This window comes from Pseudomonas sp. ZL2, from assembly GCF_054788455.1.
This window is the reverse complement of record NZ_JBGOGX010000003.1, coordinates 169,991-186,248: the sequence shown is the minus strand read 5'-3', so window position 1 is coordinate 186,248 and position 16,258 is coordinate 169,991. Positions and strand designations below refer to the sequence as shown.

Sequence of the window (16,258 nt, the reverse complement as noted above, 5' to 3'; positions counted from 1 at the left end):
CAAATTACTCGATGAAAGTAACCACGCCACCTTCCAGCGACTTCACCCGAGCCAGCGATTCAACGCGGTAGCCCTGGCTGTCCAGCTCGGCACGGCCGCCCTGGAACGACTTCTCGATGACGATACCCAAACCGGCAACGGTGGCACCGGCTTGCTTGATGATCGAGATCAGCGCCTGGGAGGCTTTGCCGTTGGCCAGGAAGTCGTCGATCACCAGCACGCGGTCGCTGCTGTTGAGGTGGCGCGGGGAGATCGCCACGGTGTTTTCAGTCTGCTTGGTGAAGGAATACACCGAAGCCACCAGCAGGTTTTCGGTCAGGGTCAGCGACTGGTGCTTGCGCGCGAAAATCACCGGAACGCCCAGTTTCAGGCCGGTCATCACCGCTGGGGCAATGCCCGAGGCTTCGATGGTGACGATCTTGGTGATGCCCGAGTCGGCGAACAGACGGGCGAACTCGTCGCCAATCAGTTGCATCAGCGCAGGGTCGATCTGATGGTTGAGAAACGCATCGACTTTGAGAACCTGATCGGAAAGCACGATGCCTTCTTCGCGAATCTTCTGGTGCAGTGCTTCCACTGTGGTATTTCCTCGATGTAGCAAGAGTGGCCACGGCAATACGCCGCAGCAAAGGTTGATTATCTAACGTTTGAGCATGGCACGGATATCGGCCAGTGCATTGTTGCCACGAGCGGCCTTCACTTCGGTCGGCGCGTCGTCCAGGCCCTCCCAGGCCAGGTCGTCGTCGGGCAGCTCGTCCAGGAAGCGGCTCGGCGAACAATCGATGATCTCGCCGTACTGCTTGCGCTTGGCGGCAAAGGTGAAGGCCAGGGTCTGACGTGCGCGGGTAATCCCGACGTAGGCCAGGCGCCGTTCTTCTTCGATGGTGTCGGCTTCGATGCTGGAACGGTGCGGTAGGATTTCCTCTTCCATGCCCATGATGAACACGTAGGGGAATTCCAGGCCCTTGGAAGCGTGCAGGGTCATCATCTGCACACCTTCGGCGCCGTCTTCCTCTTCCTGCTGGCGTTCGAGCATGTCGCGCAGCACCAGCTTGCCGATGGCTTCCTCGATGGTCATGCCACCGTCTTCGTCTTTCTCGAGGGTGTTTTTCAACGCCTCGATCAGGAACCAGACGTTGCCCATGCGAAAGTCCGCGGCCTTGTCGCTGGAGCTGTTGGTGCGAATCCAGTTCTCGTAGTCGATGTCCATGATCATGCTGCGCAGGGCAGCGATCGGATCTTCCAGGGCGACCTGCTCGCGGACCTTGTCCATCCAGCGTTTGAAGCGCTGCAGGCGGTCGGTGTAGCGGCTGTCCAGGTGTTCGCCGAGGCCCAGCTCCTCGCTGGCGGCGTACATCGAAACCTTGCGCTCGGTGGCGTAGTTGCCAAGTTTTTCCAGGGTGGTCGAGCCGATTTCCCGGCGCGGCACGTTGATCACCCGCAGGTAGGCGTTATCGTCGTCCGGGTTTACCAGCAGGCGGAAGTAGGCCATCAGGTCTTTGACTTCCTGGCGTCCGAAGAAGCTGTTGCCGCCCGACAGGCGATACGGCACCTGGTGGTGCTGCAGCTTCAGCTCGATCAGCTTGGCCTGGTAGTTGCCCCGGTAAAGAATGGCGAAGTCGCTGTAGGGCCGGTCGGTGCGCAGGTGCAGGCTGAGGATTTCCATGGCCACCCGTTCGGCCTCGGCTTCCTCGTTCTTGCAGCGGATCACGCGGATCTCGTCGCCGTGGCCCATCTCGCTCCACAGCTGCTTTTCGAAGGCATGCGGGTTGTTCGAGATGAGTACGTTGGCACAACGCAGGATGCGGCTGGTGGAGCGGTAGTTCTGCTCGAGCATCACCACTTTCAGCGACGGGTAGTCGTCCTTGAGCAGCATCAGGTTCTCGGGCCGCGCACCGCGCCAGGCGTAGATCGACTGGTCGTCGTCGCCGACCACGGTGAACTGGTTGCGCGTGCCGATCAGCATCTTCACCAGCAAGTACTGGCTGGCGTTGGTGTCCTGGTATTCGTCGACCAGCAGGTAACGTACCTTGTTCTGCCACTTCTCCAGGACATCGGGGTTGTCCTGGAACAGCTTGACCGGCAGCAGGATCAGGTCGTCGAAGTCCACCGCGTTGAATGCCCGCAGGGTGCGCTGGTAGTGCGCATAGACCACCGCGGCGGTCTGCTCCTTGGGGTTGCGGGCCTTTTCCAGGGCTTCGGGCGGCAGGATCAGGTCGTTCTTCCAGGCGCCGATCATGTTCTTGATCTCGTCGATGCCGTCGTCGCCCGAGTATTCCTTCTGCATGATGTCGGTCATCAGGGCTTTGACGTCGGTCTCGTCGAAAATCGAGAAGCCCGGTTTGAAGCCCAGCCGTTCATGCTCCTTGCGGATGATGTTCAGGCCCAGGTTGTGGAAGGTCGACACGGTCAGGCCGCGGCCTTCGCCCTTGCGCAGCAGGGTGCCGACCCGCTCCTTCATCTCCCGCGCGGCCTTGTTGGTGAAGGTCATGGCCACGATGTACTGGGCACGGATGCCGCAGTTCTGGATCAGGTGCGCGATCTTGCGGGTGATCACGCTGGTTTTGCCGGAGCCAGCACCGGCGAGCACCAAAAGAGGGCCGCCGACGTAGTTCACGGCTTCTTGTTGCCGGGGGTTGAGTCGGGACATGACGAAAACCGGGGACGCTAGAAAAATAGCCGGGCATTTTAGCAGGGGTAGAAAGTTTCTGCCGCGACCGTCTGACAGTGTGACGTACCACGCGATCTAAATTTGCCGCATTTGATACTTTCCCGCAGGATGCGTGGCGAAACCTGCGGGATGTCGGCAATGGAATGGCATGACTTTAAGTGAAAATCATTTTCATTAATGGTTTAGGATACGCATTCTCGCTGCCCATCGTCATTTGACTGCGCCTACGTCCTAAGGAGCCAGCTTGTCTACGCCCGTCGAACCCTTGCGTTTGCTCCTGCTGGCCGATGAGCCGGAATGGGCCACTGTCTTGCGCGAGTGTCTGCTGCCGATGGCGGGCCAGGCGGTATTGCTGACCGCTCCGAACTGGGAGGCAGTCGACACCCTGTTTGCCAACGACCGCAATGCGCTGGTGCTGGCGACCCCGCCACTGCAACCGGCGCCCGGGCGCTGCATATTGCCGATGGTTCTGCTGCTCGAGCACGAGCCGCAGGTGCCGCCGCCGGGGGTCAGCGACTGGCTGATCCGCGACCAACTGACCAGCAATATCCTGCGCCGCAGCCTGCGCCATGTCCGCGAGCGCGGCGTCCTCGAAGCGACCTTGCAGCGTTTGGCCGAGCAGGACCCGCTGACCGGCATCGCCAACCGCCAGGGCTTTCAGACCCTGTTGGCAGCGCGCCTGGCTGACAGCGAAGGGCGCGGTGTCGCCCTCGGTCATCTGGACCTCGACAACTTTCGCCATGCCAACGATGCCCTTGGTCATCAGGCCGGCGACCGGCTGATCCTGCAAGTGGTGGGCCGGCTGAAAAGCCAGCTCGAAGCCGGTGACCAGGTCGCGCGCCTGGGCAGCGACGAATTCGCTCTGTTGATCGATACTCGCCGCGAGCCGCAGCGCGCCGAATGGATGGCCGAACGCATCACCGAAGCCCTGGCCGAACCCTACTGGATCGACGGCGAAAGCCTGCTGCTAGGCTGCAGCCTGGGCGTCGCCCACGCCCGCGCCCAGGGTGGCGCCGACCCGCTGATGTGGCATGCGCACATCGCCATGCAGCAGGCCAAGAGCACCCAGGGCTGTACTTTCCACGTCTTCAACGAACGCATCAACCGCAACGCCCGCAGCCTTGCCGACCTGGAAAGCGAACTGCGCCGGGCGCTGCGTCGTGACGAGCTGGAACTGCACTACCAGCCGCGGCTGAACCTGGCCGACGGGCGCATCGTCGGCCTCGAAGCCCTGGTGCGCTGGCGCCATGCCGAACGCGGGCTGCTGCCGCCCAGCGAGTTCGTGCCCCTGGCCGAGCAGAGCGGGCTGATCGTGCCCCTGGGCTACTGGGTGATTTCCCGTGCCCTGCGCGACATGCAGGCGCTGCGCGAACAAGGGCTGGCGCCCTTGCACATGGCGGTGAACCTGTCGTTCCGCCAGTTCCAGGACAGCCAGCTGTTGGCGACCCTGAGCCGGCTGATCATCGAGCACGGCGTCGATGCCCGCTGGCTGGAGTTCGAGCTGACCGAAACCGCGGTGATGCGGCGCAACGACCTGGTCAAGCAGACCATGGATGCGCTGGGGCGCCTGGGTGTGCGCTTTTCCCTGGATGACTTCGGTACCGGCTTCTCGTCGTTCGTGCACCTGAACAGCTTGCCGATCACCTTGCTCAAGGTCGATCGCAGCTTTGTCGGCGGCATGGAGCAGCGCGAAGAAAACCGCAAGCTGGTGCACGCGATGATCAACCTGGCGCACAACCTCAACCTCGAGGTGGTGGCCGAGGGTGTGGAAACCCCGGAGCAGATGGACCTGTTGCGCAGTTTTGATTGTGACCAGGTGCAGGGGTTTCTGATCAGCCGGCCGTTGCCGATGGATGAGTTGATGGAGTATCTGCTGCGTGGTCCGGCGCAGCAGTCGGTGGCTTTGTAGATTCTGGGGCTGCTTTGCAGCCCATCGCTGGCAAGTCCAGCTCCCACAGGGCCTTCAAACCACCGAAGCCGTCACCTTGTTCACCCCACCGGCACTGCCCAGCAAGCGCTTCATTCGCCATTCAAATGCCAAAGTCAGGCTCACCGCCGCACACGCCAGGCCCAGCGCCAGCCCCCACCACACGCCCACCGCACCCAGGCCGAGGTTGAACGCCAGCAACCAGGCCGCCGGCGCACCGATCACCCAGTAACAGAACAGCCCGACCAGGAAGGTGGTCTTGGCATCCTTGAGCCCGCGGATCGAGCCCATGGCAATCGTCTGCACACCATCGAACAGCTCGAACCAGGCGGCGACCATCAGCAGGCTCACGGCCAGCTGGATGATGTCGGCAAAGGCCGGGTCACCGTGGTCGAGGAACAGCCCCACCAGCGGGTCTGGCAGCAGCCAGAAGAGGATGGCGAACATCAGCATCATCGCCGCGCCAAAACCGATCCCAACCCGGCCAGCGTGTCGGGCACCCAAGAGGTTATCGGCACCGTAATAGAGCCCTACACGCATGGTTACGGCATACGACAGGCCCGCCGGAATCATGAACGCGGTCGAGACGATCTGCAGGGCGATCTGGTGCGCGGCAAGCTCGGTGCTGCCGAGCACGCCCATGCACAGTGCGGCGAAGGCGAACAGGCCGACCTCGACGGTGTAGGTGCCGCCAATCGGCAAGCCCAGGCGCCACAGCTCGCGCAGGGCTGGCCACGACGGGCGGCTCAGGCCCTGGCGAATCGGGTAGGGCGCGTAGGCCGGGTGCCAGCGGATATACAACGCCATGGCCACGGCCATGCAGTTGGCAACGATCGCGGTCACCAGGCCGATGCCCACCAGGCCCAGTTTCGGCAGGCCGAACATGCCCTCGATCAAGGCGTAATTGAGCAGGAAGTTGGCCACTGTGCCGACCAGGCTGATAACCATCACCGGCGTCGAACGGCCGATGGCGCTGGTAAAGCCGCGCAGGGCCATGAAGCTCAGGTAGCCGGGCAGGGCGAAGGGCAGCAACAACAGGAACTGCGCGGCGGCCTCGACGTTGTTGGGGCTCTGGCCGAGCAGTAGCAGCACCGGCTCCAGGTTCCACAGCGCCAGTGCTGCCACCAGGGCCATGACCCAGGCCAGCCACAACCCGGCCTGGGTCAGGCGGGTGGCGCCGGCGATGTCACCGGCACCCTTGCGAATCGCCACCAGGGTGCCGACCGCGGCGATCACACCCAGGCAAAAGATCGACACGAACGAATAACTCGCCGCCCCCAGACCACCACCGGCCAGCGCTTGCGGGCTGATGCGGGCCATCATCAGGGTGTCGGTGAGTACCATCAGCATGTGCGCCAACTGCGAGGCAATCAGCGGCCCGGCCAGGCGCAGCAAAGCCTTGAGTTCATGGGTAGGCGCAGCCTGCATGGAGTCGTCCTTTTCTTACGCGATAGATTCAAAGCATGAAAGCTTGAGGCTTTGCACGGTTATCCACAAAAGGATAATAGCGATGCTTGGCATGATTAAAACTCATGGGAGTATGATCCTGACGATCGCCTGTGGATAACCCGGAGCCCGTCCCTCATGTCTCGTCGTTTACCGCCCTTGTACGCACTGCGGGCTTTCGAAGCGGCCGCCCGGCACAGTTCGTTCACCCGCGCCGCAGATGAGTTATCAATCACCCAGAGCGCGGTCAGCCGGCACATCCGCACCCTTGAGGAGCACTTCGCCTGCCGTTTGTTCGTGCGCAACGGCCGCAGCCTGCAACTCAGCGAAGCGGCGCGTTTGCTCCTGCCCGGAGTGCGCGAAGGCTTTGCGGCACTGGAGCGGGCTTGCAACACCCTGCGCAGCGAGGACGACATCCTGCGCATGAAAGCCCCTTCGACCCTGACCATGCGCTGGCTGCTGGCACGCCTGAGCCGCTTTCGCCACCTGCAGCCGGGCAACGAAGTACAGCTGACCAGCGCCTGGATGGACGTCGATCATGTCGATTTCAATCATGAGCCTTTCGACTGCGCGGTGTTGCTGAGTGACGGTCACTTCCCGCCGGATTGGGAGGTCAAGCGGCTGTTTTCCGAGCTGCTGATACCGGTCGGCGCGCCGGAACTGCTCAAGGAAGGACCCTGGGATGAGCGGCGCCTGGCGGGTGTCGAGCTGCTTCATCCGACCCCCGACAAGCGCGACTGGCGCAGCTGGCTGGCGCGCATGGACCTCACCGACAAGGTCTCGCTCAAGGGTGGCCAGGTGTTCGATACCCTGGAACTGGGCATGATCGCCGCTGCCCGGGGTTATGGCGTGTCCATGGGGGACTTGTTGATGGTGGCCGAGGATGTCGCCCAGGCCCGGCTTAGCCTGCCATGGCCGACGGCGGTTGCCAGCGGGCTGGATTACTACCTGGTCTGGCCGAAAACCCGCCCCGGTGGCGAGCGCTTGCGACGCTTGAGTGACTTCCTGCAAGGCGAGGCAGACTCCATGGACTTGCCCAAGGTGGAAATACTGGGGCCATCAGCGTCTATCGGAAGCGGTTGAACGTTTGCGCGGGATAACCCTGTTGCACACTCAAGTATTGCCGCGCGCCGCCGAAGCAGAGGCATCAGAGCCACGTCTAGATGGCTCGCTTCCCGTATTGATGCGGACGGTCAGCGTGATCAGGACGATCCCGGCCCCTCTTGCCAGGAGCTTCCATGTCTCAACCCCGTGCCCGGATTGCCTCGCAACTCGGTATCGCCCTCGCCATCGTGCTGGCCGTGGTGATTACCGGTAGCACCCTGTTTGCCCTGCGTTCGCTGGACAACGCCAACCTGATTACCCGCCAGGAACACCTGGCCAGCGAAGCGCGACTGCTCGCCGATCAGCTCGATACCTTTCACGGCACTCTGCGCGAAAGCACTCAGCGCCTGAGCGGCTTGTTCGAGAAGCGCTTTGCCGCCGGTTTGCAGTTGCATTCCGGGGAGTCGGTGACGGTTGCGGGGGTTGCCACGCCCGCGCTGTACCTGGGTGATCAACTGCTCAACAACGACTTTCGCCAGGTGGATGATTTCCGCCAGATGACCGCGGGCGTCGCCACCTTGTTCGTGCGCAGCGGTGAAGACTTTGTCCGTATCAGCACCTCGCTGACCAAGCAGGACGGCAGCCGCGCCATCGGCACGCTGCTCGACCGCCAGCATCCGGCGTACGCCCGCTTGCTGGCCGGTCAGGCCTATGTTGGCCGGGCGAACCTGTTCGAGCGCGATTACATGACCCAGTACACCCCGGTGCGTGACAGCAGCGGGCGGGTGATTGCGGTGCTGTTCGTCGGCTTCGACTACACCGATGCGCAAAAGGCCCAGTTCGCCAACCTCGGGCGCTTTCGCATCGGCCAGACCGGCTCACTGGCCCTGCTCGACGACAAGCAGCACTGGCTGGTGCCGCCAGCAGGTGTGCGCCCGGATAGCCAGGCGGCACAGGCACTTGCCGGGTTCACCGCGGGCGAAGGGCGTTTCTGGCATGACGGTGTCGAAGAGCTGTTCAGCGTTGCCGTGCCGTTTGCAGGTGGGCCCTGGACGGTGGTGGCGAGCATGCCGAAGGCGGAAATCCGCGCGGTAACCTGGAGCGTCGGTACCCGCCTGGCCATCGGCAGCCTGTTGGCGATGCTGCTGGCCGTTGCTGCGACCCTGTGGCTGTTACGCCGCCGTCTGCGCCCGCTGGGTGATCTGCTGCAGCAAGCGCAAGCCCTGGGTGGCGGTGACCTGCAGGCGCGTCTGCGGGTATCGAGCAACGATGAAATCGGCCAGCTGGCGCACAGTTTCAACCAGATGGGCGAAGCGCTGGCGAGCATGGTCGAGCACATTCGCGCAGCGGCAGAGCAGGTCAGCAGCCGTGCCCAGGCATTGTCGGGAATGTCCTCCGGTGCCTGTGAGGGGATGGAGCAGCAATCCGGCGAAATCACCAGCATGGCCGGTGCCGTCGAGCAGTTCAGTGCCACTTCGATGAACATTGCCGACAACATGGGCAGCACCGAGCGCATGGCCCAGGACAACGTCCAGCAAACCCGCACTGGCCGCACCTCGATGGACCAGGCGTCGTCGTCCCTTGAGCAGATCGCCAGCGCACTGGCCGGCACCGCCGAAGTGATCGACACCCTCGGCCTGCGCTCCCAGGAAATTGGCGGCATCGTCGGGGTGATCACCTCGATTGCCGAGCAGACCAACCTGCTGGCCTTGAACGCTGCCATTGAAGCGGCGCGGGCCGGTGAACAGGGGCGGGGCTTTGCCGTGGTCGCGGACGAGGTGCGCAATCTGGCCTCGCGTACCCGTCAGGCTACCGATGAAATCTCGACCATGATCGGCAGCATCCAGCAGGAAACCGGCAACGCCATCAGCACCATGGAGCAGGGCAACCGCCTGATGCAGGAAGGGTTGGAGCGCAATGCCAAGGTTGCCGCGGCGCTGGCGCAGATTGATGAACGCAGCCGTTCGGCGGGGGAACAGTTTGCCGCCATCACCACGGCAACCCAAGAGCAGAGCAGCACGGCGAATGTGCTCAGCCGTAACCTGCAGAGCATTGCCCTGGCCAACAGTGAGCAGCGCGAGGTAGCGACGAACCTGGCGGCTACGGCGCGTGAGCTTGAGGGATTGGCGGGGCAGTTGCGGCAGGAAGTGGATCGCTTTCGGGTTGGGCGTTAGGTTCTAAATCGGGGCCGCTTTGCGGCCCATCGCCGGCAAGGCCGGCTCCCACAATGGAACTGCAAACACTGAAACTGTGGGAGCTGGCTTTGCCAGCGATGGGCTGCGTAGCAGCCCTGGGTTCCTACAGCTGCGACAGGCCCAGCGCCTGCGCACAGGCCATCAACGATCGCCGCTCACTCTCGGCGTACAACCCCAGCTCATCCTGCACCGGTTTGCCCAGCGCCTGTTCGAAGGCTTCGCGGTTGGCATTGCTGCCGTACTCGTTCTGCGCATCATCGCCCAGGTTCGACTGGAAAATCCCCGCCGCACTGACCGGCAGAAAATCCTCGTACACCAGCGCTTCAAAGTGAACATGCCCAGCGTCGATCAGCCCCTGCAATGAAGTCGGCCGCTGCGCTTCACCACGCGCCGCCAACCCGCGTTCGGTCGGGAAGTAGCGGAAGTACGCCAGCGCCTGCTCCCGCATCTGCGCCAGGTCATCCGGGAAGGCCTTGAAGCTGTCGCTGAGCAGACTCATGTAGCGCTCGGCATTGGCCTCGGCGGGAACGCCACCCAGCGCCGTGCGGGCGGCATCGAGCAATTGGTCATAAAGCTGGCGACCTTTTGGCGTCAGTGCTGCACCCCGTTGCTCGATCTCGCCAAAGCGCGCGGTATGGCTGCCACTGCCTTCACCCTGCTGATCAGTGAACGCGACCTTCTCCTGCAGCGCCTTGAAACTAGTCTGACGCAGCAGTATCGGGCAGCGACGCGGTGGCGGGCCTTCGATTACGGCCTTGGGCGGAATACCTTTGGCCGGCATGCCCAGCTGGATGGCATCGATGTCCAGGGTGCGCGGAGTCAGGTGATTGATGTGCGGGCCCTTGAAGGCCACCACATCGGCAATCAGGCGGTGCTGGTCGTGTAGTTGCTGGTACTGCTCGGCGGTCACCGTGGCGTCCCGGTGCCAGCGGAAGGTGTGCAGGGCTTCGTCGACAAACGCCAGGGCATCGTCGGCATTCAGGCCACCATCGCGCTCGAATTGCTCGATCAACTGCAACGCACGCGGGGTGAAGATTTGCCGGCGGGCGAGAATCTCGCGCGACAGCTCACGCAGCGCCGGGTTGTCGATCAGCTCCAGGCGCAGCAGCGAGGTGAAGACCCGGAACGGGCTGATGTGCAGCGATTGCTCGTGCACGGCGCGAAAGGCGGTGGAATGCACCGGTACACCGGCGCTGCTGAGGTCGTAGTACCCCACTGGTTGCATGCCCATCACCGCGAACAGGCGGCCGATGGTTGCCAGCTCTTCGGCGGTGCCGACGCGAATGGCGCCGTGGCGTTCCTGGTCGAGGCGCTCGATTTCACCGGTCCAGCGCAGGGCCTGGGCAACCTCGGGTTGCTGGGTCATGACCTGCTGATTGATTTCGCTCACCAGTGACAGCAGCGTGCCGTACAGCGGCACCTCTTGCTTGTACATGAGCGACATGGCGGCCGAGAACTGCGCGCGAATGCTGTCCGGGCTGACGAAATCTTGAGCGGGCATCGAAAGCTTCCTGGTAAGTGGGCACCCTTACATGAAAGCGAGGAATGCAGTGCTCGCACAAGCGAAAAAAAGTCGATCTGTCATTCCAAAAATTATCAACCTTGCAGGTCCAGCTCCGCCCGAATCCAATCGACCAACGCGCGTACCTTCGGCACCTCCGCCGCATGCTCGGAAAACGCCAGGAAATGCGCGCCATTGCTGCGCATGCTGTGCTGCCAGGGCACGATCAATTTGCCTTCGGCCAGTTCCTGGGCCACCAGATAGCGCGGCACCAGGGCCACGCCGCAGCCGGACTGGGCAGCGCTGAGGCTCATATAGAAGGTATCGAAGCGCGGCCCGTGATAACTGTTGGCCGAATGCAGGCCTTGCTCGAGAAACCACTCGTGCCAGGCCTCCGGACGCGAAGTGCTTTGCAGCAGCACCAGCTCGGCCAGTTCGCTGGCGTCCTTGAGCGTGCGCCCCTGCAACAGTTCCGGTGCGCACACCGGCAGCACTTCCTCGCCGAACAGCTCGATGCAGGTGGCCCCCGGCCAGGTGCCCTGACCAAAGAAGAACACCACGTCGGCAGTGGCCTGCAGCAGGGCAAAGGGCTCCATCTCGTTGCGGATGTCGAGGTGGATGTTCGGGTGCTGCTTGCCGAAGCCTTTGAGGTGCGGGATCAGCCAGCGCACGCCAAAGCTCGGTTGAGTGGCTACCTTGAGGACTTCGGTCTGTTCGCCGTAGGACATGATGTAACGGCTGGACATATCGACCTGGGTGAGAATCTTGTTGACCTCGGCCAGGTACAGCGCGCCTGCTGGAGTCAGTTGCAGGCGCCGGCGGATCCGCAGGAACAGGTGATGGCGGAGCATCTCTTCAAGCTGGGCCACCTGCTTGCTCACCGCGCTCTGGGTCAGGTGCAGCTCTTCGGCGGCGCGGGTGAAGCTCAGGTGCCGGGCGGCAGCCTCGAAACACTGCAGGGCGGCCATCGATGGCACCAGACGTTTGGACATAGCGGTCTCTAAGCCAGTAGATCATTACCTGGCGGAATGATATGCAGAATAAAGGTCGTTTGTTGCGCCAGAGTGATCGGATTAATACTGATCCCTATCACTATTTCAACCACTCATCGCATGCAGGAGAAGAAAATGGTTGATGGACTGCTTGACCGCCTCGGTGTTCCCACTACTGCCTACACCCATGGCAACCATCCCGTTCACACCCCTATCGATGGCAGCGCGATTGCCTCGGTGCACCTGGAAAGCAAAGCCCAGGTGACCGCCAAGATCGATCAGGCTGAACAAGCCTTCCAGGCTTGGCGCAACGTTCCGGCCCCGCGTCGCGGTGAGTTGATCCGCCTGTTTGGCGAAGTGCTGCGCAAGCACAAGGCCGAACTCGGTGAGCTGGTGTCGATCGAAGCCGGCAAGATCACCCAGGAAGGCCTGGGCGAAGTGCAGGAAATGATCGATATCTGCGACTTCGCCGTCGGTCTGTCGCGTCAGCTGTACGGCCTGACCATCGCCTCCGAGCGCCCGGGCCACCACATGCGTGAAACCTGGCATCCGCTGGGGGTGGTCGGGGTGATCAGCGCCTTCAACTTCCCGGTCGCGGTCTGGGCCTGGAACACCACCCTGGCACTGGTGTGCGGCAACGCCGTGGTGTGGAAGCCGTCGGAGAAAACCCCGCTGACCGCGCTGGCCTGCCAGGCGCTGTTCGAAAAAGCCCTGAAAGCCTTTGGCGAAGCGCCAGAAGGCCTGAGCCAGCTGATCATCGGTGATCGCGATGCCGGCGAAGCCTTGGTCGACGACCCGCGCGTGCCGCTGGTCAGCGCCACCGGCAGCACCCGCATGGGCCGTGAAGTCGGCCCGCGCGTGGCCGCGCGTTTCGGTCGCAGCATCCTCGAGCTGGGTGGCAACAACGCGATGATCCTCGCGCCCAGCGCCGACCTCGACCTGGCCGTGCGCGGCATCCTGTTCAGCGCCGTTGGCACTGCGGGCCAGCGCTGCACCACCCTGCGCCGGCTGATCGTTCATCGTTCGATCAAGGACGAAGTGGTGGCCCGGGTCAAAGCCGCATACGCCAAGGTACGTATCGGTGATCCACGTAAAGACAACCTGGTCGGCCCGCTGATCGACAAGGCTTCGTTTGAAGGCATGCAGGACGCCCTGACGCGCGCCCGCGATGAAGGCGGCCAGGTGTTTGGTGGTGAGCGGCAGCTTCAGGACCAGTACCCGAATGCCTACTACGTTTCTCCAGCTATTGCCGAGATGCCCGCGCAGAGCGCCGTGGTTCGTCATGAAACCTTCGCCCCGATCCTCTACGTGCTGGCCTACGACGAATTCGACGAAGCCCTGCGCCTGAACAACGAAGTGCCGCAAGGCTTGTCGTCGTGCATCTTCACCACCGACCTGCGTGAAGCCGAGCGCTTCCAGAGTGCGGCAGGCAGTGACTGCGGGATTGCCAACGTCAACATCGGCACCAGCGGTGCGGAGATTGGCGGGGCGTTTGGCGGTGAGAAGGAAACCGGCGGTGGCCGTGAGTCGGGCTCGGATTCGTGGAAGGCCTACATGCGTCGGCAGACCAATACCGTGAACTATTCCCGCGAGCTGCCGTTGGCGCAGGGGATTGTGTTCGACTGATCACCGAGTCGGCCCCATCGCTGGCAAGCCAGCTCCCACAAGGACCGCTGCTCCCTGTGGGAGCTGGCTTGCCAGCGATAGGGGCACCACCGCACAAGAATAAAAGAGGAAGCCGGCCATGCCAGAACTGCGTCAACAATGCCTCTGGGAACACGTCACCCAGCCCGCCGCGCCATCCCGGGTGCTGAACGCCGAGCTCAAGGCCGATGTGTGCATCATCGGCGGCGGTATCACTGGCCTGTCGGCAGCCATTCACCTGCTCGAACAGGGCAAGACGGTGATCCTGCTCGAAGCCTGGAAAATCGGCCACGGTGGTTCCGGGCGCAACGTCGGCCTGGTCAACGCCGGCACCTGGATTCGTCCGGATGACGTTGAAGCGACCCTTGGCCAGAAGCAAGGCAGCCGCCTGAACAAGATACTGGGTGAGGCGCCGGGCGAAGTGTTCGCCACCATCGAACGCCTGGGTATCGACTGCCAGGCCCACAACACCGGCACCCTGCACATGGCCCACAACGCCACCGGCGTTGCCGACCTCGAAGCCCGTCACCAGCAATGGAGCCGGCGTGGCGCCGATGTCGAGCTGCTGACCGGGGCCAAGTGCGAAGAATATTGCGGTACCGACAAGATTTCCGCCGCGCTGCTCGATCGCCGCGCCGGCACCATCAACCCCATGGGTTATACACAGGGCCTGGCCGCTGCGGTCGAGCGTCTGGGTGGGCAGATTTTCCAGCAGTCCGCCGTGCAAGGCCTGGAGCGTGAAGGCGGCAGCTGGCGGGTGAAGACCGCCAAAGGTTCGGTCAGCGCCGACAAGGTGGTGATCTCTACCGGCGCCTACACCGAAGGCGACTGGACCAACCTGCAACGCCAGTTCTTCCGCGGCTACTACTACCAGGTCGCTTCGGTGCCGCTGCAAGGCGCCGCTGCCGACAACGTGCTCAAGCACGGCCAGGGTTCGTGGGATACGCGCACGGTGCTCAGCAGCATCCGTCGTGATGACCAAGGGCGCCTGTTGCTCGGCAGCCTCGGGCGGGTCGACAACAAGCCGGCCTGGTTCATCCGCAGTTGGGCCGACCGCATCCAGAACCACTACTTCCCGCAACTGGGCAAGGTCGAGTGGGAAATGCACTGGACCGGCTGCATCGACTTCACCCCGGACCACCTGATGCGCCTGTTCGAGCCGGCGCCGGGCATCGTCGCCGTCACTGGCTACAACGGCCGCGGCAACACCACCGGCACGGTGATCGGCAAAGCCTTTGCCCAGTACCTGCTCTGCGACAACCCGGATGCCTTGCCGATTCCGTTCTCGGCAATGAAACCGGTGTCGGCGCCGGCGCTGCGTACCGGCTTCTACGAAACCGGCTTCTCGCTGTATCACGCCGGGCAATGCTTGCGCGTGGTGCTCTGACGGCTACTTGTGCAGCCAGCTGAGAAAACCGCCTTTCTTGATGGCTGCAGGCTTTTGCTCCAGCAGTGACTGGCGGGTTTGCTGGCGGATGCGTTGCAGCTTGAGCAGCGCAGTCTTGACCTCGGTGCGTTGCTCCAGGCAACTGCGCACTTCGTCCTTGTCGATGCGATAGAGAATGCAGCTGGTCAGGGTGCGGAACTCGGCAGTGGAATCATCCGCTTCCAGCAAGCCCTCCACTCCCAATACCTCACCCGGGCCCATGCGCCCGGCTTCGAGCTGCTTGTCGCCATCACGAATGCCGACAGACACCACCCCGGTGCCAATCACCAGCAGGTAATCCGAGCTGTCGCCGACGCCGAGGATCACCTGGTCGGCCAGGTATTCCACGGCGGTCATGCGCTGGCTGAGGTTGTCTTTCTCCTCGTTGCTGAGCGAACGGAAGATCCGCACATCCTCGAGCAGGGCGCGCTGACGGTTCCACATCTGGCCTGGCTGGGTATCGCTGTTCCACACCACGCCGGCCGCTTCCAGGTGGCGGTGGGCGAGGTCGAACATATGGTTGCGCACCTCGGTCTTCTGGCTCATGGAGCTGACAAAGCCGCTGGCCTCGTACTCCACCGACTCCAGGCTCGAACTCTTGATCGTCGCTTTCGGGGCAGGGGTGATCAGTAACGTGCGCGTGCCTTGCAGGGTTTTCTCCAGCGCATCGAGCACCCGTCGCGGGCGCACCTTGGCCGGCACCACGACGGTGATGGAGACGCCGTGCACATCGCTGGGCTGGCTGAAGTTGAGCAGCTTGGCCTTGGCCGCCACCGAGTTGGGAATCACCGCCATGCTGCCGTTGCCGGTAAGCAGGCGGGTGGCGCGCCAGTCGATCTCGATGACCTTGCCTTCGGTGCCGTCGATGCTGATCGAATCGCCGATCTGATAGGGGCGGGTGGTATTCAGCACAATGCCGGAGAACACATCGCTCAGCGTGCTCTGTAGCGCCAGGCCGATCACGATTGCCATGACCCCGGAGGTTGCCAACAGGCCTTTGACCGGCAGCTGCAGCACATAGGCCGCTGCGGCAACAATAGCGACCAGGAAGATCACCGCCCCCAGCACATCCTGCAGCAACCGCCCGGTGTGACCGCTACGGGCCACCAGCACCAGGCCGATCACTACCGTGGCGGTACGCGCCGCAAACAGCCACCAGGCAATCCCCAGCACCGTAGCGAGCAGATTGCGCGGCACATCCTCGACCCAGGGCGCAGGTTGCAGCGGGCTGACCCCGGCGCTGATCAGCACCCAGGTAAACAGCGAAAACGCCAGCAAGCGCGCACCGATGCGCCAAGGGCGGCGATTGGCGGGTATCAGTTGCCAGAGCGTGAGGTCGAGCACGATCAGGGTAATGCCGAGCAACAGCGGGTAACTCTGGACGAATGCGAACATACCGGTCTCGGTGCGGT

The 16,258-nt window shown here is 63.1% G+C and carries 11 protein-coding genes and 1 pseudogene; 6 read left to right on the top strand and 6 right to left on the bottom strand.

Features of this window, described 5'->3' with window-relative positions; all coding sequences use genetic code 11:
- Positions 1–4: 4 nt before the first annotated feature.
- Both ABM562_RS04535 and rep read right to left on the bottom strand, forming a co-directional pair.
- Positions 5–577 carry a xanthine phosphoribosyltransferase gene (locus ABM562_RS04535; RefSeq protein ID WP_010225834.1) on the bottom strand — a complete coding sequence of 191 codons (573 nt, stop codon included), beginning with the start codon at positions 575–577 and terminating at the stop codon, positions 5–7.
- A 63-nt stretch (positions 578–640) separates the two neighbouring features.
- A complete protein-coding gene (gene rep / locus ABM562_RS04530) occupies positions 641–2,650 on the bottom strand; it encodes a DNA helicase Rep (RefSeq protein ID WP_460421005.1) in 2,010 nt (669 codons plus the stop codon).
- Positions 2,651–2,915: 265 nt separating this feature from the next.
- Between rep and ABM562_RS04525 the strand changes: the two genes are divergently transcribed.
- Positions 2,916–4,580, top strand: coding sequence for a putative bifunctional diguanylate cyclase/phosphodiesterase (locus tag ABM562_RS04525; protein ID WP_115084699.1), 1,665 nt, complete (start codon positions 2,916–2,918; stop codon positions 4,578–4,580).
- A gap of 54 nt (positions 4,581–4,634) precedes the next feature.
- On the opposite strand, the gene ABM562_RS04520 is transcribed toward ABM562_RS04525, so the two are convergent.
- Positions 4,635–6,026: a NorM family multidrug efflux MATE transporter gene (locus ABM562_RS04520; RefSeq protein ID WP_460421003.1), complete on the bottom strand. Its 1,392-nt coding sequence runs from the start codon at positions 6,024–6,026 to the stop codon at positions 4,635–4,637.
- Positions 6,027–6,182: 156 nt separating this feature from the next.
- Here ABM562_RS04520 and ABM562_RS04515 point away from each other — a divergent pair, with 156 nt between their 5' ends.
- From ABM562_RS04515 to ABM562_RS04505, 3 genes and pseudogenes are all read left to right on the top strand, one after another.
- Complete coding sequence (locus ABM562_RS04515) at positions 6,183–7,127, top strand: LysR substrate-binding domain-containing protein (protein WP_258578572.1); 945 nt, start codon at positions 6,183–6,185, stop codon at positions 7,125–7,127.
- A 155-nt stretch (positions 7,128–7,282) separates the two neighbouring features.
- Positions 7,283–8,395, top strand: a pseudogene (locus ABM562_RS04510) (Cache 3/Cache 2 fusion domain-containing protein); the annotation flags it as partial.
- The gene (locus tag ABM562_RS04505) at positions 8,393–9,262 is read left to right on the top strand and encodes a methyl-accepting chemotaxis protein (RefSeq protein ID WP_460421140.1); all 870 of its coding nucleotides are present in this window, start codon (positions 8,393–8,395) and stop codon (positions 9,260–9,262) included. The pseudogene ABM562_RS04510 and the gene ABM562_RS04505, both read left to right, overlap by 3 nt.
- Before the next feature lie 124 nt (positions 9,263–9,386).
- Here the strand turns inward: ABM562_RS04505 and hglS are convergent, their stop codons facing one another.
- Both hglS and ABM562_RS04495 read right to left on the bottom strand, forming a co-directional pair.
- Positions 9,387–10,784 carry a 2-oxoadipate dioxygenase/decarboxylase HglS gene (gene hglS, locus ABM562_RS04500; protein WP_134065190.1) on the bottom strand — a complete coding sequence of 466 codons (1,398 nt, stop codon included), beginning with the start codon at positions 10,782–10,784 and terminating at the stop codon, positions 9,387–9,389.
- 95 nt (positions 10,785–10,879) lie between these two features.
- Positions 10,880–11,776 (bottom strand): LysR family transcriptional regulator, encoded by an 897-nt coding sequence (locus tag ABM562_RS04495; RefSeq protein ID WP_115084707.1) that lies wholly within the window; start codon positions 11,774–11,776, stop codon positions 10,880–10,882.
- A gap of 135 nt (positions 11,777–11,911) precedes the next feature.
- Between ABM562_RS04495 and amaB the strand changes: the two genes are divergently transcribed.
- Positions 11,912–13,402 carry an L-piperidine-6-carboxylate dehydrogenase gene (gene amaB, locus ABM562_RS04490; protein ID WP_460421001.1) on the top strand — a complete coding sequence of 497 codons (1,491 nt, stop codon included), beginning with the start codon at positions 11,912–11,914 and terminating at the stop codon, positions 13,400–13,402.
- A 118-nt stretch (positions 13,403–13,520) separates the two neighbouring features.
- On the top strand, positions 13,521–14,807 hold the full coding sequence (gene amaA, locus ABM562_RS04485) for an L-pipecolate oxidase (RefSeq protein ID WP_115084710.1): 1,287 nt from the start codon (positions 13,521–13,523) through the stop codon (positions 14,805–14,807).
- Positions 14,808–14,810: 3 nt separating this feature from the next.
- Here the strand turns inward: amaA and ABM562_RS04480 are convergent, their stop codons facing one another.
- Entirely contained in the window at positions 14,811–16,241 is a 1,431-nt protein-coding gene (locus ABM562_RS04480) for a mechanosensitive ion channel family protein (RefSeq protein ID WP_115084712.1), read from the bottom strand.
- Between the last annotated feature and the right edge of the window lie 17 nt (positions 16,242–16,258).

Coding starts and splice junctions, on each gene's coding strand:
- ABM562_RS04515 (WP_258578572.1), top strand. CDS start 6,183: ATGTCTCGTCGTTTACCGCCCTTGTACGCACTGCGGGCTTTCGAAGCG.
- amaB (WP_460421001.1), top strand. CDS start 11,912: ATGGTTGATGGACTGCTTGACCGCCTCGGTGTTCCCACTACTGCCTAC.
- ABM562_RS04520 (WP_460421003.1), bottom strand. CDS start 6,026: ATGCAGGCTGCGCCTACCCATGAACTCAAGGCTTTGCTGCGCCTGGCC.
- ABM562_RS04480 (WP_115084712.1), bottom strand. CDS start 16,241: ATGTTCGCATTCGTCCAGAGTTACCCGCTGTTGCTCGGCATTACCCTG.
- ABM562_RS04495 (WP_115084707.1), bottom strand. CDS start 11,776: ATGTCCAAACGTCTGGTGCCATCGATGGCCGCCCTGCAGTGTTTCGAG.
- ABM562_RS04505 (WP_460421140.1), top strand. CDS start 8,393: ATGGGCGAAGCGCTGGCGAGCATGGTCGAGCACATTCGCGCAGCGGCA.
- hglS (WP_134065190.1), bottom strand. CDS start 10,784: ATGCCCGCTCAAGATTTCGTCAGCCCGGACAGCATTCGCGCGCAGTTC.
- rep (WP_460421005.1), bottom strand. CDS start 2,650: ATGTCCCGACTCAACCCCCGGCAACAAGAAGCCGTGAACTACGTCGGC.
- amaA (WP_115084710.1), top strand. CDS start 13,521: ATGCCAGAACTGCGTCAACAATGCCTCTGGGAACACGTCACCCAGCCC.